This window comes from Polymorphospora sp. NPDC051019, from assembly GCF_040683055.1.
Taxonomy (GTDB): Bacteria; Actinomycetota; Actinomycetes; order Mycobacteriales; family Micromonosporaceae; genus Polymorphospora; species Polymorphospora lycopeni.
Map to the genome: position 1 here is coordinate 90,836 of NZ_JBFBCH010000015.1, position 21,840 is coordinate 112,675.

At 73.1% G+C, this 21,840-nt stretch carries 15 protein-coding genes; 2 read left to right on the forward strand and 13 right to left on the reverse strand.

From position 1 onward, the window contains the following. Positions 1-71 precede the first annotated feature (71 nt). From AB0M79_RS24285 to AB0M79_RS24310, 6 genes are all read right to left on the reverse strand, one after another. Positions 72-572: a hypothetical protein gene (locus AB0M79_RS24285; RefSeq protein WP_364217639.1), complete on the reverse strand. Its 501-nt coding sequence runs from the start codon at positions 570-572 to the stop codon at positions 72-74. A gap of 137 nt (positions 573-709) precedes the next feature. Then, complete coding sequence (locus tag AB0M79_RS24290) at positions 710-1,156, reverse strand: FHA domain-containing protein (RefSeq protein WP_357534870.1); 447 nt, start codon at positions 1,154-1,156, stop codon at positions 710-712. Between the two features lie 88 nt (positions 1,157-1,244). After that, the gene (locus AB0M79_RS24295) at positions 1,245-1,517 is read right to left on the reverse strand and encodes an acyl carrier protein (protein WP_364217641.1); all 273 of its coding nucleotides are present in this window, start codon (positions 1,515-1,517) and stop codon (positions 1,245-1,247) included. Next, a complete protein-coding gene (locus AB0M79_RS24300) occupies positions 1,514-4,603 on the reverse strand; it encodes an amino acid adenylation domain-containing protein (RefSeq protein ID WP_364217643.1) in 3,090 nt (1,029 codons plus the stop codon). The genes AB0M79_RS24295 and AB0M79_RS24300 overlap by 4 nt, the downstream gene beginning before the upstream one ends. Continuing rightward, positions 4,600-6,144, reverse strand: coding sequence for an AMP-binding protein (locus AB0M79_RS24305; RefSeq protein ID WP_364217645.1), 1,545 nt, complete (start codon positions 6,142-6,144; stop codon positions 4,600-4,602). The genes AB0M79_RS24300 and AB0M79_RS24305 overlap by 4 nt, the downstream gene beginning before the upstream one ends. A gap of 1 nt (position 6,145) precedes the next feature. After that, entirely contained in the window at positions 6,146-11,743 is a 5,598-nt protein-coding gene (locus AB0M79_RS24310; RefSeq protein ID WP_364217647.1) for an amino acid adenylation domain-containing protein, read from the reverse strand. Between the two features lie 360 nt (positions 11,744-12,103). Between AB0M79_RS24310 and AB0M79_RS24315 the strand changes: the two genes are divergently transcribed. Continuing rightward, the gene (locus AB0M79_RS24315; protein WP_364217649.1) at positions 12,104-13,504 is read left to right on the forward strand and encodes a condensation domain-containing protein; all 1,401 of its coding nucleotides are present in this window, start codon (positions 12,104-12,106) and stop codon (positions 13,502-13,504) included. Positions 13,505-13,517: 13 nt separating this feature from the next. On the opposite strand, the gene AB0M79_RS24320 is transcribed toward AB0M79_RS24315, so the two are convergent. From AB0M79_RS24320 to AB0M79_RS24345, 6 genes are all read right to left on the reverse strand, one after another. Next, a complete protein-coding gene (locus tag AB0M79_RS24320) occupies positions 13,518-13,970 on the reverse strand; it encodes a DUF4279 domain-containing protein (protein WP_364217651.1) in 453 nt (150 codons plus the stop codon). Positions 13,971-13,984: 14 nt separating this feature from the next. Continuing rightward, complete coding sequence (locus tag AB0M79_RS24325; RefSeq protein WP_364217653.1) at positions 13,985-14,407, reverse strand: DUF4279 domain-containing protein; 423 nt, start codon at positions 14,405-14,407, stop codon at positions 13,985-13,987. Positions 14,408-14,450: 43 nt separating this feature from the next. Next, a complete protein-coding gene (locus AB0M79_RS24330) occupies positions 14,451-15,098 on the reverse strand; it encodes a putative adhesin (protein WP_364217655.1) in 648 nt (215 codons plus the stop codon). A 273-nt stretch (positions 15,099-15,371) separates the two neighbouring features. Continuing rightward, the gene (locus tag AB0M79_RS24335; protein ID WP_364217657.1) at positions 15,372-15,794 is read right to left on the reverse strand and encodes a VOC family protein; all 423 of its coding nucleotides are present in this window, start codon (positions 15,792-15,794) and stop codon (positions 15,372-15,374) included. Between the two features lie 5 nt (positions 15,795-15,799). Further along, on the reverse strand, positions 15,800-16,228 hold the full coding sequence (locus AB0M79_RS24340) for an AraC family transcriptional regulator (RefSeq protein ID WP_364217659.1): 429 nt from the start codon (positions 16,226-16,228) through the stop codon (positions 15,800-15,802). A gap of 55 nt (positions 16,229-16,283) precedes the next feature. Continuing rightward, entirely contained in the window at positions 16,284-19,463 is a 3,180-nt protein-coding gene (locus AB0M79_RS24345; protein WP_364217661.1) for a PQQ-dependent sugar dehydrogenase, read from the reverse strand. 271 nt (positions 19,464-19,734) lie between these two features. Here AB0M79_RS24345 and AB0M79_RS24350 point away from each other — a divergent pair, with 271 nt between their 5' ends. Next, entirely contained in the window at positions 19,735-20,994 is a 1,260-nt protein-coding gene (locus tag AB0M79_RS24350; protein WP_364217663.1) for an ROK family protein, read from the forward strand. Here the strand turns inward: AB0M79_RS24350 and AB0M79_RS24355 are convergent. After that, a complete protein-coding gene (locus tag AB0M79_RS24355) occupies positions 20,991-21,839 on the reverse strand; it encodes an NAD-dependent protein deacetylase (protein ID WP_364217665.1) in 849 nt (282 codons plus the stop codon). The genes AB0M79_RS24350 and AB0M79_RS24355 overlap by 4 nt on opposite strands. Between the last annotated feature and the right edge of the window lies 1 nt (position 21,840).

Below are 21,840 nucleotides of genomic sequence, written 5' to 3' on the forward strand. Positions count from 1 at the left end.
CCGGTCAATGCGCCCGTTACATCTCTCACAGACGGTGGACAACGCCTGACAGCTCCAAAGTGGAGCGGTGTCTACCGGCAGGTGTCGGAGTCGGCGGGCACGTGTGAGAAGACCACCGGGGCGACCGCCCGCGGCGGAGGCTGTGCCGCTGCCGGCTCGCCGGTCAGCGGCGTACGCGGGTGTTCGCCGGTCAGCACCAGCAGTTCGTACGCCCGCTGCACCGGGATCTGGTGGGTGGCGATCGCGGTGGCCAGCGGCACCGGACCGATCCCACCGGGCGACACCGACAGGGTGAGCACGGCGGGGTCGACGCCCCGGCTCGCCAGGTATCCGGCGGCCTCGGGGGACAGTTCGCGCCAGGGTCGTACGGTCTCCTCGGTGAACCCGTGGGCGGCCCACTCGTCGGCCTGCCCGGTGACCCGGCTGGCGAGTCGGGCGGGTACGACGTCCCGGCCGCCGAGATCGTCGCTCAGCAGCGCACGGGCCAGGGCGGACAGCCGGTCGACCGGGACGAAGCGGTCCCCGGATCCACGGCCGCCGTCACCCGTGCCACGCTCACCTCGAGTAGGCATGCCCCCATCCAAGCATGATCGTTTTCCGGGCCGGCGGGCGACCACCCGGTGGGACGGTCGCCCGGCCGGACGGTCCCGCACCCGCCGCCCGACGGGGGCAGGCGGGTGCGAGACCGTCGAAGTGTCGCGTCCGGGGGTCAGGCGTCGTGGTGCGGGCGGCGCTGCGCGGCGATGAAGGTCATCCGGAACTTTCCGATCTGGACCTCGTCGCCGTCGTTGAGGGTGGCCGATTCGACCCGTTCCCGGTTGACGTAGGTGCCGTTGAGGCTGCCCGCGTCACGCACGGTGAAGGTGTCACCGTTGCGGTGGAACTCGCCGTGCCGCCGGGACACGGTCACGTCGTCCAGGAAGATGTCGCTGTCGGGGTGCCGGCCGCTCGTCGTCAGGTCCGTGTCGAGCAGGAACCGGGCGCCGGCGTTGGGACCCTGGTGGATGGCCAGGAGCGCCGCACCGGGCGGTAGCGATGCCGCGATGCCACTCGTCGCGGAATCGCGGCTCCGCGTCTCGCGAAACTCGGCGAACGATCGCAGATCGAACGTCGACGTGACGTCGAGCAGCGGATGCTCCCTGTCAGGACTCATCAACACCACCTCACAGTTGCCCGGTAACCCGGGAAAGTCGGCAGTTTACGGTAGCCGAGCCGGTATCGGGCCGACATCCGGCAGCCGCCCTCTACGTTAGCCGGCCTGTCGGAGGAGTCGCGGAAACCCGTTCGGCCAGATGTGCGGCGATGTCGTCGAGGCTGCCGGTGTTGCCCTGGAGGTCGATCTCGACGTCGTACTCGCTCTCGATCGCATCGATCAACCGGAGCAGTCCGAGCGAGTCCAGGCCCAGCGCGACCAGGGGAACGTCACCGGCCAGCGCGTCGGCGACCGGCACCGCGCCGCCGGTTGCCTCGTGGACGAGTTCGGCGAGCCGCTGGTGCAGCGGGCCGGCCGCGGTCATCGACGGGCCTCCCGGACGACCTCGGCGATCTCCGCGATCGTGGGCATTTCGAAGAAGACCTCCAGTGACAATTCAACTCCCAGTCGTTGGTGGATGCGGCTGCTGATCCGGGTGATGGTCAGCGAGTGGCCGCCGAGGTCGAACAGGTCCTCGTCGAGGCCGATGTCGTCGATCTGGAGGACGTCCTGCCAGATGGTCCGGATCTCCTCGACCACCTCGTCGGCGACCGCCGTGCCGTCGTCCGGGCCGGCGTCGCCGGGCGCGCCGGCCGCCGGCCCGGTCCGCTCCCGGGCCGGCGCGGGCAGCGCGGCCCGGTCGAGCTTGCCGCTCGGGCTCAGCGGCAGCGCGTCGAGGAAGACCCAGGTCGCCGGGACCATCACCGCCGGCAGCGTCTCGGCCAGATGGGCGCGCAGCGCGGCCGGGTCGGGCGCGACACCGGCCGGCACGACGTAGCCGACGAGCCGGCTGTCGCCCTCGTCGCCGTCGCGCAGCGTGACCGCGCAGCCGGTGACCGCCGGGTGCTCCAGCAGCCGCGTCTCGATCTCGCCGAGTTCGACCCGGTGCCCGCGGATCTTGACCTGGTGGTCGGCGCGGCCGAGAAATTCCAGCCGCCCGTCGGTGGTCCACCGGGCCAGGTCGCCGGTGCGGTAGAGCCGCCCGTGCGGGGCGTCGTACGGGTCGGCGCGGAACCGGTCGGCGGTCAGCTCCGGCCGGCCCAGGTAGCCGTCGGCCACCCCGGCGCCGCCGAGGACCAGTTCGCCGGGTACGCCGATCGGCAGCGGACGCAGCCGCGGGTCGAGGACGTAGGCGCGGGCGTTGGCGACCGGCCGGCCGATCGTCACCTCCCGGCCCCGGGTCACCTCGTCGGTGGTGGCGTAGATCGTCGCCTCGGTGGGGCCGTACCCGTTGACCACCCGGGCGACCCGGTCGTGCAGCTCACGGGCCAGCGCGGTCGGCAGCACCTCGCCGCCGGCCAGGGCGACCAGCTCACGGTCGGCGCCGCCGATGCCGGCCGCCAGCAGCACCCGCCAGCCGGACGGGGTCGCCTGCACGTTCGTCACCCCGTGCGACTCGACCAGCCGGACGACGGCGGCCCCGTCGGCGGCGCTGACCCCGGACGCGACGACGACCCGGCCGCCGGTGGCCAGCGGCAGGAACATCTCGACCAGCGAGATGTCGAACGACATCGAGGTCAGCGCCAGCCACCGGTCGGTCGGGCGGCTGTCGAGCACGTCGCCCATGGCGTACAGCAGGTTGGCCAGCGCGGCGTGCGGCACCCGTACGCCCTTGGGCCGGCCGGTCGAGCCCGAGGTGTAGAGCACGTACGCGAGGTCGGTGCCGGCCGGGTCGGCGGTCGCCGGGACGCCGGCCGGCTCCGGCAGGGTGTCGAGGTCGTCGACCGGCAGCACGTCCGGCCCGCCGGCCAGTTCCGTGGCGACGTCGGCGGTGGTGGCCGACGCGGTGGTGACGACCAGGGCGGGTGCCGCGTCGGCGAGGATCGCCGCCTGCCGGGCCGCCGGCAGGTCCGGGTCGACCGGCAGGTACGCCGCTCCGGCGCGCAGTACGGCGAGCAGGGTCGCCACCGCGGTCCAGGAGCGGTGCAGCCCGACCGCGACCAGCGAACCGGGGCCGACACCACGGTCACGCAGCACCGCCGCGAGCCGGCCGCTGACCGCCTCCAGCCCGGCGTACGTCAGCTCCCGGTCCCCGTCGACCAGGGCGATGTCGGTGGGGCGCTGCCGGACCTGCTCGGCGAACCGGGCCGGCAGGCTGTCGGCGGCGTAGTCGCGGGCGGTGCCGTTGAAGATCTCCAGCACCAGGTCGAGTTCGCGGTCGGGCAGGATGGGCAGTTCGTCGACGGCCCGGTCCGGGTCGGCGACCGCCCCGGCGATCAGGGTGCGCAGGTGGGCGCCGATCCGGGCGACCGCGTCGGTGGGGATCGCGTCCGGGCTGTGCTGCAGGCCGACGGTCAGGCCGGTGCCGCTGTCGACGACCTGCACGTGCAGCGCGTTGCGGGCGGTGCCGCCGAAGATCGTCCAGTCGACGCGGCTGGCGACGCCGGTGAACGCCGGCTCGGGGGCGCGGCGCCGGTAGCCGACCGACACCGGGGTCAGCGCGGTGGCCGGGCGCAGCCCGCTGACCGCCTGCGCCAGCGGCACGTCCCGGTGCCGGTAGAGCTGGCGCAGTTCGGCGCGCAGCGCGCACGCGTACGCCCGGAAGGTGGCGTCCGGGGCGGGGGCGGGCACCGGCAGTTCGTTGACGAACAGGCCGATCTGTCCGGCGGTGTCCGGCGTACGTGTCGACAGGCCGACACCGACCGGCAGCGCCTCGTTGCCGTACCGGTGCAGCAGGGCGTGGACGGCGGCCAGCAGCAGTTCGAAGCGGCTGACGCCGAGGTCGGCGGCGAGCCGGGCGGTGCCGGCGACCAGGTCGGCGTCGAGGTCGAACTCGACGGTGGCGCCCGGTGCGGCGGCGACCGGCTGCCGGGTCAGGCCGGGCAGGACGACGTCGCCGGGCGGGTTCCACCGGCCCGCCCAGTAGTCGCGGGCGGCCGGCAGCGCGGCGGCGACCCGCTCCCGTTCGGTCGCCGCGTGTCCACTGTGGTCGGCGGCCGGGCCGAGGTCGGCGGGGCGGCCGGCGACGGCGGCGTCGTACGCGTGCGCGAGGTCGCGGGCCAGCACGTCCTTGGACATGCCGTCGAAGACCAGGTGGTGGGCGGTCACCAGCAGCAGGTGCCGGTCGGGGGCGCCGGTCAGCAGGGTGAACCGGGCCAGCGGCCCCCGGCGCGGGTCGAACGGGCGGTCGATCTCGGCGCGTACCCGGTCGTCGGTGAGCGGCCCGCTGCCCAGGGTGATCTTCTCGGTGGCGGGCGCCAGGTGCGGCACCCCGTCGGCATCGGTCTCGACCGCGCTGCTCAGTCCCTCGTGCCGGGCGATGACGGCGGTGCACGCCTCGGTCAGCGCCCGCTCGTCGAGCGTGCCGTCGAAGTGGATCCCGAGCGCCATGTGGTAGGCGGTGCCGGCGACGCCGGCCTGCTCGGTGAACCAGACGGCGTGTTGGGCGTACGTCGCCTCGGCGGTGGTCACGGACCCTCCTGAGTTTCGGCCTGGGTTTCGAAGCGGGTGATCAGCTCCCGTTTGACGACCTTGCCGCCCTCGTTGCGCGGCAGGTCCTCGACGACGAGCACCCGGGTGGGCAGTTGGTGGTCGGTGAGCCGGCCGGCGAGGAAGCCGCGCAGCGCGGGCAGTTCCAGGTCGGCGGGCGGGGTGTCCGGACGGGCCACCACGACGGCGGCGACGGCCGACCCGAGGACCGGGTGGGGGACCGGGACCACGGCCGCCTCGGCGACCGCCGGGTGTTCGTGCAGTGCCGCCTCGACCTCCAGGCTGGAGATCTTGAACGCCCCGGATTTGATCACGTCCTGGTGCCGGTCGGTCAGGTAGAGGTAGCCGTCGGCGTCCATCCGGCCGATGTCGCCCATCCGGACCCACTCGCCGCGGAACGTGGCCGCGCTGGCCTCGGCGTCGCGGTAGTAGGCGCGCGGATGGTCGCAGCGCAGCCAGACGTGGCCGGTCTCGCCGGCCGGCAGCGGCTCGCCGTCGTCGTCGGCGATCATGAGGGTGCCGCCGACCGCCTTGCCCACCGCGTCGCGCCGCGCCGGGTCGAAGATCATCGTGGTCTGCGCCGGGGCGGCCTCGGTCGACGAGTAGTAGTTGACCACGGCCGCGGACGGGAACGCCGCCGACAGCCGGGCGGCGACCGCCGGTGCCAGCGCCGCCGCCGTCGACCCGATCAGGTGTACGTGCGACAGGTCGCGGCCGGCCAGCGCCCCGGAGTCGAGCAGTTCGATCGCCATCGACGGCACCAGGAACACGGTGCCGGTGCCGGGGGTGGCGATCAGCCGGGCGAACCGGCCCGGCGTGAACTGCGCCAGCGTCAACGCCGTCGGCTTGGCGGACAGCGCGTTGAACAGCATCGTCTGCGCGGCGTTGGTGCCGATCGCGAACGCGTGCAGGAAGCGCTCGGAGTGGCCGAGCGCCAGCCGGCGCGGATGGTTGGGCGCGTGCACGGTCAGGTTGGCGTGCGTCGCGCCGACCCCCTTCGGCCGCCCGGTCGTGCCCGACGTGTAGAGGATCTGCGCCAGGTCGCCCGGCCGGACCCGGTGGTCGACCACCGGCGCGTCACCGGCCGGCTCGCCGGCCAGCTCCGCCACCGGGTACGCCGGCAGCCCGTCGGCGCCGTCCGGACCCGTACCGGCGGCACCGCCGTGCAGCACGGCGGCGGCCGCGCAGTGCTCCAGGGCGTGCCGGAGCTGTCCCGGCGCCAGCCGGTCGGACAGCGGCACCGACACCGCGCCGGCCCGCTGCACCCCGCAGTACGCGACCGCGAAGTCGACCCAGTCGCGGGCGCCGAAGACCAGCCCGACCCGGTCGCCGGGACGTACGCCCCGGCGGTGCAGGGCCGCGGCGACCGCGCCGGCCGCCGACTCCCACGCCGCGAAGGTCAGCGTCGCGGCGCCGTGCACCTCGATCGCCACCCGGTCGGGGTGTGCCTCGGCCCGCCAGGCGAGCAGGTCCGGCACCGTACGCGCGGCCCTGCGGGCCGGGGTGACCGTCGTGGACGCCATCTCAGCTCCCGCTCGCCACCGACACCGGCCGCCGGGCCGGGTCGTCACTGTCGTCGTCCGGCCCGACGAGGCCGTCGTCGGCCGGCTTGCGAGGTCCGGGGACCGTCCGGGCCCGCCGGGCCTCGATCCCGATCACGTCCTCCGGCGGCGCGTCCGGGACCTCGTCGTCGAAGCGGGACAGGATCCGGGTCCGCATCGAGATCACCGCGGTCGCCGCGATGCCGAGCCCGAAGACCAGGTAGAGCAGGCCGATGCCGCGACCGGGTCCGACCCCGATCACCGCGCCGACGCTGCCGGCCAGCGCACCGCCGGGCAGCAGCAGCGGCTCGGCCGCCTTCGACGCCAGCGGGGCGACGATCCCCCAGCCGATCGGCATCGTAGACGAGGCCACCATCTGGTTGAGCGCGAACACCCGGCCGTGGAACCGCTGCGGCACCTTGGTCTGCACGACGGTGTTGTAGATGCCGTTGACCAGGGCGAGGGCGAAGTACATCCCGAAGGCGCCGGCCCCGATCACGACCAGGGACGGCCGCATGCCGGTCAGCACGCAGGCGGCGGCGATGGCCAGGGTGCCGATCAGCACCGCCCGCATCCGGTAGTGCCGGGGACCGCCCCAGACCAGCATCACCAGGCCGCCACAGGCACCGCCGATCCCGCCGACGATCGCGATCCGGGCCACCTCCGCCAGATCGGCGAAACCGAGCACCAGCGGGGAGAGCAGGAACAGCACCGGGAACAGGAAGAAGTTGAGCGTGGCGAAGAACGCCAGCATGGCGCGGAACTCGCGGCGGCGCAGCGAGTAGCGCACCCCGCCGGCGATCTCGGCGGTGAGGGTCTCCCGCCGGCGCAGGGCCATGGTGCGCGGGAAGCGGATGGCGAGCAGGATCACGATCGCGAGAGCGTACGTCACCACGTCGACCACGAGGATGCCCTTGAGGCCGATCGCCTCCAGCAGGGCGACCGCCACCAGCGGCACCATGAACTGGGTCAGCCCGGTGGCCATCTGCGCGATGCCGTTGGCGTGCCCGAGGAAGCGCTTGGGCACCAGTTGCGGCACGGCCGACACGAACGCCAGCCGCTGGAACGCCAGCGTCACCGACAGCCAGCCGACCAGGACGTAGAAGTGCCAGGTCTGGGCCCGGTCGGTCAGCAGCAGCACGGCGACGGCGAGCTTGGCGACGCCGGCCGCGCAGCAGGCGAGCAGGATGACCCGGCGCCGGCTGGTCCGGTCGATCAGGGCGCCGGCGAACGGTGCGACGACCATGCCGGGCACCAGCCCGAGTACGGAGAACAGCGCGAACCGGGCCAGCGAGCCGGTCTCGATGAAGATCCACAGTGGTACGGCGAAGCTGGTCAGCGCGGTGCCGGCCATCGTGACGATCTGGCCGGCCGCGACCAGCCCGAACCGCTTCATGCTCGGCGTCGGCTCCCGGCGCTCCTTGCGGCCGGCGGGCTTTCCGGCCGGCGTGGACTTCGCCGGGGCCGGGCTGCCGTCGTGGCGGGACACCTCCACCAGCCGCCACGCCGGTTCGGGACCGTCGTCGTCCGCGATCGTGGCGCTGCCCGGGGCGGCGTCGTCCGGGGCCGTCGCGGCCGCGGCCGGCCCACCGTCCGGCGCCGGCCCGTCGAGCCGCCCGTCGACCGTGGTGACGATCTCGGCCAGCTCCTCGGCCCGGTACTTCAGGAAGTAGTGCCCGCCCTCGTCGATCGACACCAGCGCGGTCCGGTCGCTGAGGAAGTGCCACTCCCGGTAGCGTTCCTCGGCCCACTCGGTGCCCCGGTCGCGGTCGCCGACGACCGACACGATCGGCGCCCGCAGCGGCGTGACCCCGCGGTGCATCAGCGCGCTGAAGTAGTCCTCGGACACCTCGGCGTCGTGCCGCATCGCCCGGATCAGGAACGCGGCCTGGTCGGCGTCGAGCGCCCCGATGTCGGCGCCCTGCGCCTGCAACCAGGTGCGGTAGATCCGGTCGCTGCGGATCCGCTCGGCGATCCGCAGCCGCATCAGCGGCCCGAGCACCCCGCCGACCGGCCGGCCGAAGGGGAAGACCCCGCCCAGGTAGATCGCGTCCAGGTCGCGACCGGCGGCCTCGAGCAGCCGGGCCACCTCGACGGCGAGGGCGCCGCCGGGGCCGCAGTGGCCGTACAGGACCAGCGGCCCGTCGACGGTGGCCAGCACCTCGTCGGCGACCGCCCGGGCCACCTCCTCGATCGGGGCCGGCTCGTCGTCCAGCCCGATGTCGTGCCCGGGCACCGCCACCGAGTAGAGCCGGTGGCCGGCCGGCAGCGCGTCGGCGAGCGGCTGGTAGACCACCGCGCTGCCGCCGCCGTACGGCACGCAGACCAGCGACCGGACCACCTGCCCGGCCGGTACGGCGGGGGTCAGCTCGTGCAGCAGCCCGCCGGCCCGGCCGGCGTCGCCGAGGACCAGGGCGGCCAGTTCACGTACGGTGCGGTGCTTGAACAGGTCCATGACGCTCAACGGCCGCAGTTCGGCGCCGGTGGCCGCCGGCAGTTCCCGGCGCAGCCGCGCGACGACCTGGGTGGCCAGCAGCGAGTGCCCGCCGAGTTCGAAGAAGTCGTCGGTGACGCCGACCTCGGGCAGCTTCAGGATCTCCGCCCAGGCCAGCGCGATCGTGGTCTCCACCGGCCCCTGCGGCGGCACCCGCTCGCCGGCCGGCCGGTCGTCGACCGGCTCGGGAAGCGCCCTGCGGTCGACCTTGCCGTGGTCCTGCAACGGCAACCGGTCCAGCCACACGTACCGGGCCGGGAGCATGTACTCCGGCAGCCGGTCGGCGAGCCGGCGGCGCAACTCGGCCGGCTCGACGTCGGTGCCGTCGCCGGCCCGTTCCAGGTAGCCGACCAGCCGGTCGTCGCGCAGCACCACGACCGCCTGCCCGACCCCGGCCGTGTCCCGCAGCGCCGCCTCGACCTCGCCGAGCTCGACCCGGTAGCCGCGCAGTTTGACCTGGTGGTCGCCGCGGCCGAGGAACGCCAGCCGGCCGTCCGGCAGCCAGCGGCCGAGGTCGCCGGTGCGGTACATCCGGGACCCGGGCGGGCCGTACGGGTCGGCGACGAACCGTTGGGCGGTCAGGTCGGGCCGGCCCAGGTAGCCGCGGGCCAGCCGGTCGCCGCCGAGGTAGATCTCCCCGGGTACGCCGATCGGGGCGGGCCGGCCGGTGCTGTCCAGCACGTACACCCGGGCGTGCGGCAGTGGCCGGCCGATCGGCACCATGCCGGGGCCGGCGTCGTCGGCGCGTACCCGGTCGGTGGTGATCCCGACGGTGGCCTCGGTCGGTCCGTAGTGGTTGAGGACGGCCGTGGGGCCGGCGGCGAGCCCGGCCGCCCACGACAGGTCGGACGCCTCGCCGCCGAGAATCAGCGCGCGGCGCGGCAGCAGCGGGCCGGGGCCGGTGTCGGCGGCCAGCGCGGCCAGGTGCGACGGCGTCATCTTGATGTAGTCGATCGCGTTGCGGGCCAGCTCGTCGGCGAGTTCGGCGCCGGTGCACCGGCGCGGCACCAGGTGTACGACCCCACCGGTCGACAGCGCCAGGTAGAACACCGTGACGCTGAAGTCGAACGACATCGACTGCAGCAGCGCGTAGCGGGCGGCCGGCGCGATGTCGAAGCGGTGGCGTACGTCGGCGAGGTAGTTGACCACCTGCCGGTGGGCGACCGCGACGCCCTTCGGCGTGCCGGTCGAGCCGGAGGTGTAGATGACGTACGCGAGGTTGTCCGGGGCCGGACCACCGTCGGGCGGCCCGGACGGGCCGGCGTCGACCTCGGCGCCGATCCGGTCGAGGCAGACCGGTTCGGGGATCGCGCCGGCGGGCCGATCGGCCCGGGCCGCGGCGAGCGGCTCGAGCAGGTCGCTGCCGGTCAGCAGCAGGGACAGCCCGGCGTCGGCGAGCATGGTGGCCAGCCGGGCCGGCGGCTGCTCGGGGTCCAGCGGCACGTACGCGCCACCGGCCCGCAGCACGGCGAGCAGCGCCACCGCGAGGTCGACCGACTGTTCCAGGCAGACGCCGACCAGGGTGTCCGGGCCGACGCCGCGCCCGCGCAGGTGATGGGCGAGCTTGTCGGCGCGCCGGTCCAGTTCGCGGTAGGTGATCGAGTCCGCGCCGCAGACCACCGCCGGGGCGTCCGGGGTGGCGGCCGCGTGCGTGCGTACCAGGTCGGCGAGGGTGGCGCCGGCAGGGACGGCGGCGGGCGCCGGCAGCGGGTCGGGTGCGGTGGCGAAGCCGAGCAGCCGTTCGTGCTCGGCCGGGCCGAGCAGGTCCAGGTCGACCAGCGGCCGGTCGGGCGCGGCGACCGCGGCGCGCAGCAGGTTGACGTAGTGGTCGGCGAGCCGGCCGGCGGTGTCGGCGTCGAAGAGGTTGGTGTTGTAGAGGAACTCGCCGCGGATCCCGTCCGGGGTCTCGGTCAGGTAGCAGGAGACGTCGAAGCGGGCGCTGCGTACCCGGGTGTTGAACGGTTCGGCGGTCAGCCCGGCCGGCCACCGCTTGCTGCCGCGCTGGTAGTTCTGCAGGGCGAAGAGGACCTGGAAGACCGGGGTACGGCTGACGTCGCGGGTGACGTTCAGTTCCTGGACCAGCCGCTCGAACGGCACCTGCTGGCGGGTCAGCGCCTTGATCGCCGTACCGCGCGTGCGGGTGAGCAGGGTGGCGAAGCTGGGCTCGGCACCGTCGTCGGTGGACACGTCGGCGCGCAGCGCCAGCGTGTTGACGAACAGGCCGATCATGTTCTCCAGTTCGGGGACGACCCGGCCGGCGACCGGGGAGCCGATCGCGAAGTCGCGCTGTCCGGTGTAGCGGAAGAACAGTGCCTGGAGTCCGGCCAGCAGGGTCATGTAGAGCGTCGCCCGCCGGCCGCGGGCCAGCCGCTTGAGTCCGTCGGTGAGTTCGGCGTCGAGTTGGAAGTGCTGCGACCTGCCGTCGTAGCGCTGCTCGGCCGGGCGCGGCCGGTCGGTCGGCAGGTCCAGCGGCGGTACGCCGGTGAGCGCCTCGCGCCAGTGGTCGAGTTCGCCGGTGGCGGCCGGCCCGTCGGCCCGGTCGCGCTGCCAGGCGGCGTAGTCGGTGTACCGGGTCACCGGTGCGGGCGGCACCGGCTCGCCGCCGAGGCTCGCGGCGTAGTGCGCGGCGACCTCGGCGAACAGCAGGTCCTGTGACCAGCCGTCGCTGACGATGTGGTGGGTGGCGACGTGCAGGAGGTGGTCGTCGGGGCCGAGCCGGACCAGCAGGGCGCGCACCAGCGGGGCGTGCGTCAGGTCGAACGGCTGCCGGGCGGCGTCGGCCACCAGGGCGCGGCCGTGCTCCTCGTCGTCGGCGGTGACGACCGGCAGGGGGACGCGTACCACGTCGGCGACCTCCACCCGGGGCCGCCCGTCGGCGGTCTGGGTGAACCGCATCCGCAGGCTGTCGTGCCGGGTGGCGACCGCGTCGAACGCCTGCCGCAGCAGGTCGGGGTCGAGCGGCCCGCGCAGCCGGATCGTCGAGGGGATCACGTACGCCGGGGTGCCGGGCGCGAACTGCTCCATGAACCACAGTCGTTCCTGGCCGAACGACGGTGGCGCGGCCTCCGGTGCCACTTCGGGGATCACCCGTTCAGGTGCGGCCTCGGGACGGGTTGGTAGGTCGACACCTGTCATGCCGTTTGCCCTCATTTCGCCGGACACACCGGTGGTGTGCCGCGTGCCGGCGGCGTAGTTGATCATCATGGACGGGTCTTCCCGGTGACCCGCTTCGCAGTGTGCCTGTACTGGCACCCTGGGTGGGATCGGCCGAACGGCGCACCACATTGAACCCGAACCATCGATTCCATCCATATAGGACCGAAATTAAGGCGTCCGTCTCCCGGGCGTTACCGGAACCGGTGTTGTCGGCCCCGACCCGGCTGTGTTTCGATGTGTGGCCCGGCGATGCGACGATGCCGACGGGACAGGCGACATGAGCAGGTGAAGGTGCCGACAGACCTGGTGACGGGCGAGATCGTCCACGCGCCGTTTCGGGGGACGAGATCGGCGACCGCGCCGCTCACCTGGGGCCAACGGTCGATGTGGCGCTCCCCGGCCGATCTCGCCGGTCAGGGCATCTTCCTCCACCTGCGGCGCACCGTCAGCGTCTCGCCCCGCGCCCGCGCCGACCTCCCGGCCGTCACCGCCGCCCTCGGCACGCTGGTCGGCCGGCACGAGTCGCTGCGCACCCGGATCCGGCCCGTCGACGGCGAACCCGCCCAGGTCGCCGCCGAACACGGCCGGCTCCCGCTGCTCGTCGCCGACGGCCGCGACGACCCCGACGGCGGCGCCGGCACCGCCCGCGCCCTGATGGACCGGCTCGGGGCGACCCCGTTCGACCTCGCCGAGGAATGGCCGCTGCGGGTCGCCCTGGTCGTCGTCGACGACCGGGTACGCCACGTCGTGATCGTCTTCAGCCACGGGACCGTCGACTTCCACGGCGCCGAGATCGTCCTGCGCGACCTGCGCCAACTCCTGCTGCGCGGCACGGTGTCCACCCCCGCCGGCCTCCAGTCGATCGACATCGCCCGCCGCGAGGCCGGCCGCGAACGGCACCGCTCCGACCGGTCCGTCGCCCACTGGAGGGGCGGCTTCCGGCGGCTGCCGGCCAGCATGTTCGACCCGGTCGGTCCGGCCCTCGAACCGCCGTACCGGCAGGCGCTGCTGACCTCCGAGGCGCTCGACCTGACCACCCGGATCATCGCCGCCCGGCACCGGGTCAGCACCTCGACCGTCCTGCTCGCCGCCACCGCCGCGGTCGTCGCCGCCCGGCAGGACGCCACCACCTGCGGCGTGCTCACCATGGCCGGCAACCGGTTCCAGCCCGGCTACGGCGAGGCCGTCGCCAAACTCAACCAGATCGGCCTGTGCGTCGTCGACCTCGCCGGCCGCCCCGACTTCACGACCCTGCTCCACCACACCGCCGCGGCGGCGCTCGACGCCTACCGGTACGCCTACTACGACCCGCTGGCGCTCGACCGCGCCATGGCCGACCTCGGGTACGACCCCCGCACCGTGCTGGAGCCCTACTGCTATCTCAACGACATCCGGCTGCCCCGGCACCCCGGATTCGTCGGCCCGCCCCCCGACGAGGCGACCGTGCGTACGGCGACCGCCCGCACCACGATCACCTGGCTGGAGCCGCCGCCGGTGTTCCTGTGGCGGTGCCGGATGCAGGTGATCGACGTGCCCGGCGCGCTCGGGGTGGTGCTCACCGTCAACACCCGCTACCTGCCGCCGGGGCCGGCCGAGGGGTTCCTGCTCGACGTGGAGCGCCTCCTGGTCGAGGCGGCCTTCCGCGACGTCCCCTGGCCCTGGTCCGCCGGGTCACGTCCGGCCGCCGCCTGAACCCGACGACGGCTCATGTCCGCTTCAGATGCGGGAAGAGTTCGTCGAGGACCGCCTCGGAGTTGGGTACGGCCGAACGGAACGTGAACGACAGTGGCAGTCCCAGGCCGGCGATCGTGGCGAGTTCCGCCGGGGCCAACGTGAACTCGGCCCTGTTCGCCACGTCGGCGGCGATGTCGATCTGCACGGTGCAGCCTTCGGCACGCAGTTCGGCCAGGACCGTCGCCCGCCGGGACAGCCTGGCGAGCAGCGCGTCGAGCTGACGGTGAGGATCGGTCGAGAACGAGTCGTCGTAACCACCGACCCAGCAGCCCACGCCCGGTCTGAAGGCGGACGGCGACCCCGGCGTACGTGCCACCGCGGGCTCCCAGTCGAGCCGGCTGGTGATCTCGTCAGGCACCAGATCGGCACGGGTGACGATCAGGGCGACGCTCACGTTCTCCCACCGCAATGGCCCACCGGTCATCGGTTCACCATCCCTCAGCGCTCGTTGGTGCTGGGTACGACGACGAGCGGGAGCCCGAGATCTGCGATCCGCCGCAACACCTCGGGTGCGACGAGGGCGGTGGACCGCGGTCCGGAGTAGCCCCGGACTATCAACTGCACCGAGTAGCCTTCGTCGACAAGATCACGGATGGCGGCCGATGCGGCGGTCAACCGGACCAGCAGGTCGCCCGCCGCCGTCGTGAATTGGGAGGCGCGGCCGCTCGTGTCCGAGTCCAAGAACCATCGCCCGTCGCTGCCCGACAGGGGAGCGTACGGGTCGAATCCCGGACCGGCGCTCGCCGTGGGCGTCAGGCGGAGCCTACGGGTCACGGCCTCGGGGTCGAGGTCGCTCTTGGTGATCTTCAGGGTGAGGGTCGGACCTCCCCAGAGAGCTTCGGCCTCCTCATAGGTTTCCATCAGACACCTCCGTTTGGATCGTGGCCGGTCTGGTCGCGGTCATCTACTGCACCTCTCGGCAAGCGGCCCAGTGGGTATGCCCCATTCCTTCGACGAGCAGATCGCTCAGCCTGGCCTGGGCGCGGACGGTCGTCGAGTTCTCGAACACGCTGAACCCTCCAGGGGGAGTCGCTTCGGGCTTGGTCAGGTAGTAGTCGGGGACTTGATCACCCTCCCGGAAGGTCTCGACCGGCAGGCCGGGATGCACCCCGGCCTCGATCGCAAGACCGCTGAGTCCGGGAAGTGCTTCCCTGTGTGCGCAGTAGAACGAGATGGACGTGCCGGTCGGTACGGTGAGGTGGCCGCTCCCCTCCCGGTAGAAGCCGTGGCCGACAAAGACCGGTTGACCGTCCTCGCGTCCGCCCTTGAAGACCCGGGTGGCGTAGAAGTGTCCGTCCGACTCGGAGTATTCGTGGCCGCTGAGTTGGAGGTCGGTGGCGAGCAGGATGTCTCGGATGCCCGTCGCGTCAGGTGTGGACGAACCTCGATCATGTTCGGCGGCCAGGGCTGCAACCTCAGCCCGGGCTTCTCGTCGTGACGGTAGGGAGACATCGAAGGGGTCGACCGGTCTGGCCTCGGCATCCGATTTCTCCGGTACGGGCGTGGCGGCATCTTCAGGCGTTCGTCCGGCCGCATCGCGCTCGGCCCTCATCGGCGGATTCCGGACCGCGGGTGTCCGACCTTCTCCCTCGGTCGCATGATCGATCTCCCCATGATCGAATGCGCGAGTTGATATCGGGAAGCGTCATTATATTGATCCTCCTGTGCCACGGGCCGGATACGCCCGGACATGCTTGGGCGGCACAGAGGTCATTAGGCCGTGTTCGGGGAGGAATGTGCCCGGGTTCCGATCCGGCGGCATCAGGTGACGGCGTACGGCACCGGACGCCGGCGGCGGCTCGCCGCGGGCGCCCGGTCCCCGGCGTCAGGCCGCGGGCGCCGACGGCGGCTGGAGGATGCGGATCGCGTTGCCGAACGGGTCCCGCACCCCGAAGTCGGTCCCGTACGGCCGCCGCATCGGCTCGTCGGTGATCTCCACACCCCGGTCCCGCAGGGTCTCGAACGTCTTCTGGGCGTCGTCGGTGGTGAAGCCGAGCGTTCCGCCGGTCGCACCCTTCGTCACCAGTTCGCGGACCTGGTCGGCGGTCGCCGGGTCGAGGCCGGGCGGGCCGGGCCGCTCCAGCAGGATCTGCCGGTCGGGTTCGCCGGGTACGCAGACGGTGAGCCAGCGCATGAAGCCGAGGTCCTCGTCGGTGTGCACCGTCAGGCCGAGCTTGCCGACGTAGAAGTCGAGCGCCTCGTCCTGGTCGAGTACGTAGATCTGGGAGAGTCGGATGCTGTTCAACATGCGGTTCACGCTATTGGCCTGCTGCCGGCCGGTGCTTCTCCGAAACTGCTCGGTCGCATCCACCGCCGGGTGAAGCAGGTCGGCGCGGCGGTCACGGCGGCCCGCTCCCGGTAGGCGCTCGGCGACTCGCCGACGATCCCGCGGAAGGTCCGGCTGAACGTGCCGAGGCTGCTGAAGCCGACCGCCATGCAGATGTCGGTGACGCTGCGGTCGGTTTCCCGCAGCAGCGACATCGACCGCTCGACCCGGCGGCGCTGGAGGTAGCGGTGCGGGGTCTCGCCGAACGTGGCGCGGAAGGAGCGGATGAAGTGCGCCTCGGAGACCAGGGCGATACGGGCCAGCGCCGGGATGTCCAATGGTTCGGCGTACGACCGGTCCATCGCGTCGCGGGCGCGCAGCAACCGGCGGTTGGTCTCCTCGACGGCCCGGCTCATGCCCCGATCAGACCACAGGCGCGGGCCGGCCCGCCCGGGCCGGCCCGCGCCTCGCTCAGCGGATCTCGACGATCAGCACCTGGGCGTCGCGGACGAGTTGCGCCCGTGGCCCGGGGGCGTTGAGGGTGTTGGCCTGGTTGAGGAAGGTGTCCAGGGCGGCGACCGCCCCGGCCCGGTCACCGGCGGCCAGCGCGGTCGCCACCCGGTCGAGGCTGCCGGTGAGCTGTCCCGCCCTGGTGGCGGAGATGGTGCCGGCGGCCGCGTAGCCGTCGACCAGCGCCCGCAGGTCTTCGACGGACGTGGTGGTGGTGAACCGGACCGTCCTCGTGGTGGTGTTGCCGGCCCGGTCGGTGGCGGTGACGACCAGGGTGTGGTCGCCCGGCGCGAGGTCGGCCAGCCGGATCGCGCGGCCCCGCCGGACCTCGCGGTCGTCGAGGCGGGCCAGGTTGGTGTTGCCGGCTACGCCGGAGGTGGCGTCGGTGACCGTCCAGTCCGGGGTCAGGGTGCCGGAGTTGCCGTACGACGCACCGTCGGTGATCCCGGTGACGTCGACCGTCGGGCCGGTCCTGTCGACCCGCAGCCACAGCGAACGCTGCCTGCTGGTGTTGCCGGCCCGGTCGACGGCCCGGTAGAGCACCTGGCCCTTGACGTCGCCGATGGTGGCGGTGCCGTCGGCGGCCGCGTCGACCCAGGTGGTACCGCCGTCGACGGAGTGCTGCCCGGTCCACAGTCCGGTGGTCAGTCCGGCGTACGTCAGCGTGACGTCGCCGGTGTACCAGCCGGCGGTCGGCTCCTGTGGGGACACCGTCGCGGTCACCGCCGGCGTGGTCTGGAACTGGATGCCCCGGACGAACAGTTCCGGCTGGGTCTGGCCGGTCCAGTCGGCGACGAAGTACAGGTCGTGCACGCCGCCGGGGTTGCGCACCGGGGTGCCGGACCACTTGTAGACCCGGCTGGACAGCGAGGTGGATCCGGTGCCGGGCACGTTGGAGAAGGTGGCCACCACCGGCCCGGTCGGCGAGCCGGCCCGGACGGTCAGGTTGACCCCGGGCAGGCGGGTGGCGAACTCGACGTTGAGGTGGGTGATCCCCGCGACGTTGATCCGGGGGAACATGAACCAGTTGCCGGTGCCGGGGACGAAGAGCTGCCCGGTGTAGAGGCCGACGCCCTCGCCCTTCTGGTACGTCGAGGCGGCGTACTGGCGCGGGTGCAGGACGATGTCGCCGGAGCCGGTCAGCGCGGGGGCGCCGGCCACCCCACCGCCGTCGGTGTAGCTGGCCTCCAGCACGTGGAAGACGTACGCGCCGGGACCGTGCGAGGCGTCCCGGCCGGGCACCAGCACGCCGGTGCAGTCGGCGTTCGGGGTGGCCTCGGCCATCGGGTGCCCGTGGCTGTTGTGGCCGAGCTGGTACGCCACCTTGATCTTCGTGCAGTCGACGGCGCCCTCCTCGGCGTCGGTGGCCCTGACCCTGAACGGCAGGTTCTCGCCGAACTCGGCCCAGCCGCCGTCGGCGGGCGTCTCGATGGTGACGACCGGCCGGGTGTTGCCGGCGACCACGGACAGGTTGGCGATCGACTCCGCGCCGCCCGCGTCGCGTACGGTCACCCGGGGCTGGAACTCGCCGGCGGTGGTGTAGGTGTGCGTCGCCACCGGGCCGGTGGCGTCGGCGGTGCCGTCGCCGTCGAAGTCCCAGGCGTAGGTCAGCGCGTCGCCGTCGGGGTCCGTGGAGGCGGACGCGTCGAAGCGTACGGTCAGCGGCAGCGCGCCCGAGTCGGCGCTCAGCGACGTGTTCACCAGCGGCGCCCGGTTGCCCTCGACGTGGTCGATCCGGTAGATGCCGGCGTCGTCGTTGCTGGCGCCCCACCCGTTGCCGTACTCCAGCAGGTAGAGACTGCCGTCCGGGCCGAACTCCATGTCCATCGGTTTGCGGAAGTCGAGGTCGGGCAGCAGTTCGTGCATCTGGTACGGCGCACCCTGCGCGTCGAGGCCGGTCGTCTGGATCCAGTCGGTGGTCCAGTCGTAGAGGAACCGGCGGCCGTCGAACCACTCCGGGAACTTGGTGGTCGACGGGTTGTCGGCGTCGTAGTGGTACATCGGGCCGGCCATCGCGCCGCCGCCGAACAGTTCGGGGAAGTACTCCTGCTTGTCGTACGTGTAGTAGATCGTCGATCCCTTGATCGGCGGCAGGTTCACCAGGCCGGTGTTGTTCGGTGAGTCGTTGACCGGGGCGTCGCAGTCGAACCACGGGCCGGGCTCGTCCTCGACGTAGTTCCAGTCGTTGTACGGGACCTTGTTCATCGTGCAGTACGGCCAGCCGTAGTTGCCGGGGCCGTCCATCAGGAAGACCTGCACGTGTCCGGCGGGGCCGCGCTCGGGGTCGGGCAGCACGGCGTCGGGGCCGTAGTCGGCCATCCAGAGCCGGCCGGTCGCCGGGTCCCAGTCGCCGATGGTGAACGGGTTGCGGAAGCCCATCGCGTAGATCTCGGGGCGGGTCTTGTCGGTGCCGACCGGGAAGAGGTTGCCCTCCGGGATGTCGTAGCCGCCGTCGGCCTTCGGGACGATGCGCAGGATCTTGCCGTTGAGGTCGTTGGTGTTCGCGGACGTACGCTGGGCGTCGCCGTTCGCCTGGCCGGGCCGCTCGTCGGTGCCGGGGAAGCCGCGCGAGGCGCAGCAACTCGTGTTGTCGCCGGTGGCGATGAAGAGGTAGCCGTCCTCGGTGGCGAGCAGGTCACCGGCGCTGTGCCCGCCGCCCACCCCGCGTGGGTGCGGGATGTCGAGGACCAGCTTCTCGGAGGCCGGATCGATCGTGTTGTCTGCGCCGAGGGTGAACCGCGACACCCGGGAGATCCAGGTGGTGTCCCACTCCGGGGGAGAGAAGTGCAGGAAGAGGTGGCCGGTCTGCGCGAAGTCGCGGGCCAGGGCGAGGCCGACCATGCCGAGTTCGCCGGTGACCCGGACCGGTACGGAACCCGCGACCACCGAGTTGCGGGTCCGCGGATCCCAGACCTTCACCCGGCCGTCGCGCTCGATGTAGACGACGCGGCCGTCGGGGGCGACGGAGAGCCGCATCGGCTGGGTCAGTCCGGTGTTCTCCAGCAGCACCTTCTGGAAGCGCTCGTCGGGTGGCGGCGGGTCGTCGTGCGGGCCGGGGTGGGCGGTCGCGGCGGCCGGCAGCAGGGCCGCGAGCAGGAATGACGTGGTCAGGGCCGCCAGTAGGCGGCGTCGTCCGGGCATGGCTCTCCGATCGAGGGGAAGGGGGCGATCCCGGGTGCCACGCCGGGATCCGGACTCCTCGCAGGGACGCCGATGCGAAAAGTAAGGTTCCTTTCGAACTGACTTTGGTTCGTGAAGAACCAAAGTGATGATCAATGTAGGAGAAGTTCTCGGTCGTGTAAACAGGCAGCGGCCCGGCATCTCGCGACGCCGTACCCTCGTCAGGACGGAGCCGACGGAGCCGACGACCCTCCGGTCGTCGTCCGGCGTCACACTCGGGGGCAACAGAGCGATGGCACCACCGTCGGAGCAACTGGACACGCTCGTGGCAGTGCTCGACCTCGTACGGCGGGGCGCGCGCACCCGACCGGAACTTGTGCAGCGCACCGGACTCGGCCGCAAGGTCGTCACCCAGCGGGTGGTCCAACTGGCCGACTCCGGGCTCGTCGCCGAGGGCGACTACGGGCCGTCCACCGGCGGCCGGGCACCGCGCGAACTGCGGTTCCACGCCGACGCCGGGCACCTGCTGGTGGCCCAGTTGGGGGCGACCAGCATCAGCGTCGGCACGACCGACCTCGCCGGCCACCTCCTGGACGAGCGGCACGAACCGGCCCGCATGTCCGACGGACCCGACGCCGTGCTCGGCCGGGTCGAGGAACTCCTCGACGAACTGCTCGCCCGGCGCCCGGCCGGCGCGCCACGGGTGTGGGCCGCCGGGATCGGGGTGCTCGGGCCGGTCGACGCGGCGACCGGCGCACCCGCCCGGCTGCCGGTCCTGGTCGACTGGGGCGGCTACCCGGTCCGTGACCGGCTCGCCCGCCGGTACGGCGTACCGGTCTGGGCCGACAACGAGTGCAACCTGATGGCCCTGGGCGAACTGCGGGCCGGTCTCGGCCGGGGCTGCCGCGACCTGATCCTGGTCAAGGTCGGCACCGGCATCGGCGCCGGCCTGATCTGCGACGGCCGGCTGCACCGCGGCGCGCGGGGCGCGGCGGGCGAGGTCGGGCACATCCGGGTCGACCCCACGTCCGCGACGCGCTGCTGGTGCGGCAACACCGGCTGCCTCTCCGCCCTGGCCAGTGGCCGGGCGCTGGCCAGGGACGGCGCGCAGGCGGCGGCGGACGGCCGCAGCCCGCGGCTGGCGGCCGCGCACACGGCGGCCGGCGAGATCCGGGCCACCGACGTCATCGCCGCCGCCGCTGCCGGTGACCCGGCCAGCGCCGACCTGATCGGCCGCGCGGGCGGGTGGGTCGGGGTGATGGTGGCCGGCCTGGTCAACTCCCACAACCCCGACCTGGTGCTGATCGGCGGCGGCCTGGCCACCGCCGGGGATCCGCTGCTGGCCGCCGTCCGGCAGGCCGTCTACCAGTACGCGCTACCGCTGGCCACCCGCGGCCTGCGGATCGAACTGTCCCTGCTCGGCGACCGCGCCGGCCTGGCCGGTGCCGCCTTCATGGCTGCCGACAAGCTCTTCTCCCGGCGCCGGCTGGGACTCTGGATCGACGCCGCCACCCCGCTGGAGCACGCCGACAAGATCCACGCCGTGGTCTAGCGTCCGGGCAGGCAGGCGGTCGCGGCCACCCGGCGGACCAGTTCCGGCAGTACGGCACCGAGGGGCGCGTCGACCGCCAGCGTGGCGCACCCGTCGCTCCGGGTCGGTCCCTGGTTGACGATCGCCACCGGGATGCCGAGCTTGTCGGCCCGGATCACGAACCGGCGGCCGGACATCACCGTCAACGACGAACCCAGCACCAGCAGCAACCGGGCCCTCTCCACCAGCTCGAAGCAGTCCCGGACCCGGCCCGGCGGCACCGTCTCACCGAAGAACACCACGTCGGGCTTGAGCATCCCGCCGGCGCAGCCGGCACAGTCGACGGTGCGGAACCGGGCCACGTCGTCGTCGCCCAGCTCGACGTCACCGTCCGGGTTGACGGCCAGCGCCTGCCCGGCGAACCCGGGGTTGGCCGCCCGCAGCCGCCGGTCGAGTTCCTCGCGCGGGCCGGCCGCGCCGCAGCCGAGGCAGACCACCCGGTCCAGGTTGCCGTGCAGTTCGACCACCGACCGGGCACCGCCGGCCTGGTGCAGCCCGTCGACGTTCTGGGTCACGATCCCGGTGAGCAGGCCGGCCCGCTCCAGGTCGGCGACCGCCCGGTGCCCGGCGTTCGGGGCGGCACGGGCGATCGTCCGCCAGCCGAGGTGGCTACGCGCCCAGTAGCGCCGCCGGGCGTCCGGGTCGCCGGTGAAGGTCTGGTAGGTCATCGGGGTGTGCCGGCGGGCCACCCCGCTCGGCCCCCGGTAGTCCGGGATGCCGGACTCGGTGGACAGGCCCGCCCCGCTGAGGACGACGACGTCGCCGGTCCCCACCAGCTCCGCCAGGGCGTCGATCGGTTCGCTCACG

Coding starts and splice junctions, on each gene's coding strand:
- AB0M79_RS24350 (WP_364217663.1), top strand. CDS start 19,735: ATGGCACCACCGTCGGAGCAACTGGACACGCTCGTGGCAGTGCTCGAC.
- AB0M79_RS24335 (WP_364217657.1), bottom strand. CDS start 15,794: ATGTTGAACAGCATCCGACTCTCCCAGATCTACGTACTCGACCAGGAC.
- AB0M79_RS24285 (WP_364217639.1), bottom strand. CDS start 572: ATGCCTACTCGAGGTGAGCGTGGCACGGGTGACGGCGGCCGTGGATCC.
- AB0M79_RS24330 (WP_364217655.1), bottom strand. CDS start 15,098: ATGAGGGCCGAGCGCGATGCGGCCGGACGAACGCCTGAAGATGCCGCC.
- AB0M79_RS24320 (WP_364217651.1), bottom strand. CDS start 13,970: ATGACCGGTGGGCCATTGCGGTGGGAGAACGTGAGCGTCGCCCTGATC.
- AB0M79_RS24340 (WP_364217659.1), bottom strand. CDS start 16,228: ATGAGCCGGGCCGTCGAGGAGACCAACCGCCGGTTGCTGCGCGCCCGC.
- AB0M79_RS24305 (WP_364217645.1), bottom strand. CDS start 6,144: ATGGCGTCCACGACGGTCACCCCGGCCCGCAGGGCCGCGCGTACGGTG.
- AB0M79_RS24345 (WP_364217661.1), bottom strand. CDS start 19,463: ATGCCCGGACGACGCCGCCTACTGGCGGCCCTGACCACGTCATTCCTG.
- AB0M79_RS24325 (WP_364217653.1), bottom strand. CDS start 14,407: ATGGAAACCTATGAGGAGGCCGAAGCTCTCTGGGGAGGTCCGACCCTC.
- AB0M79_RS24295 (WP_364217641.1), bottom strand. CDS start 1,517: ATGACCGCGGCCGGCCCGCTGCACCAGCGGCTCGCCGAACTCGTCCAC.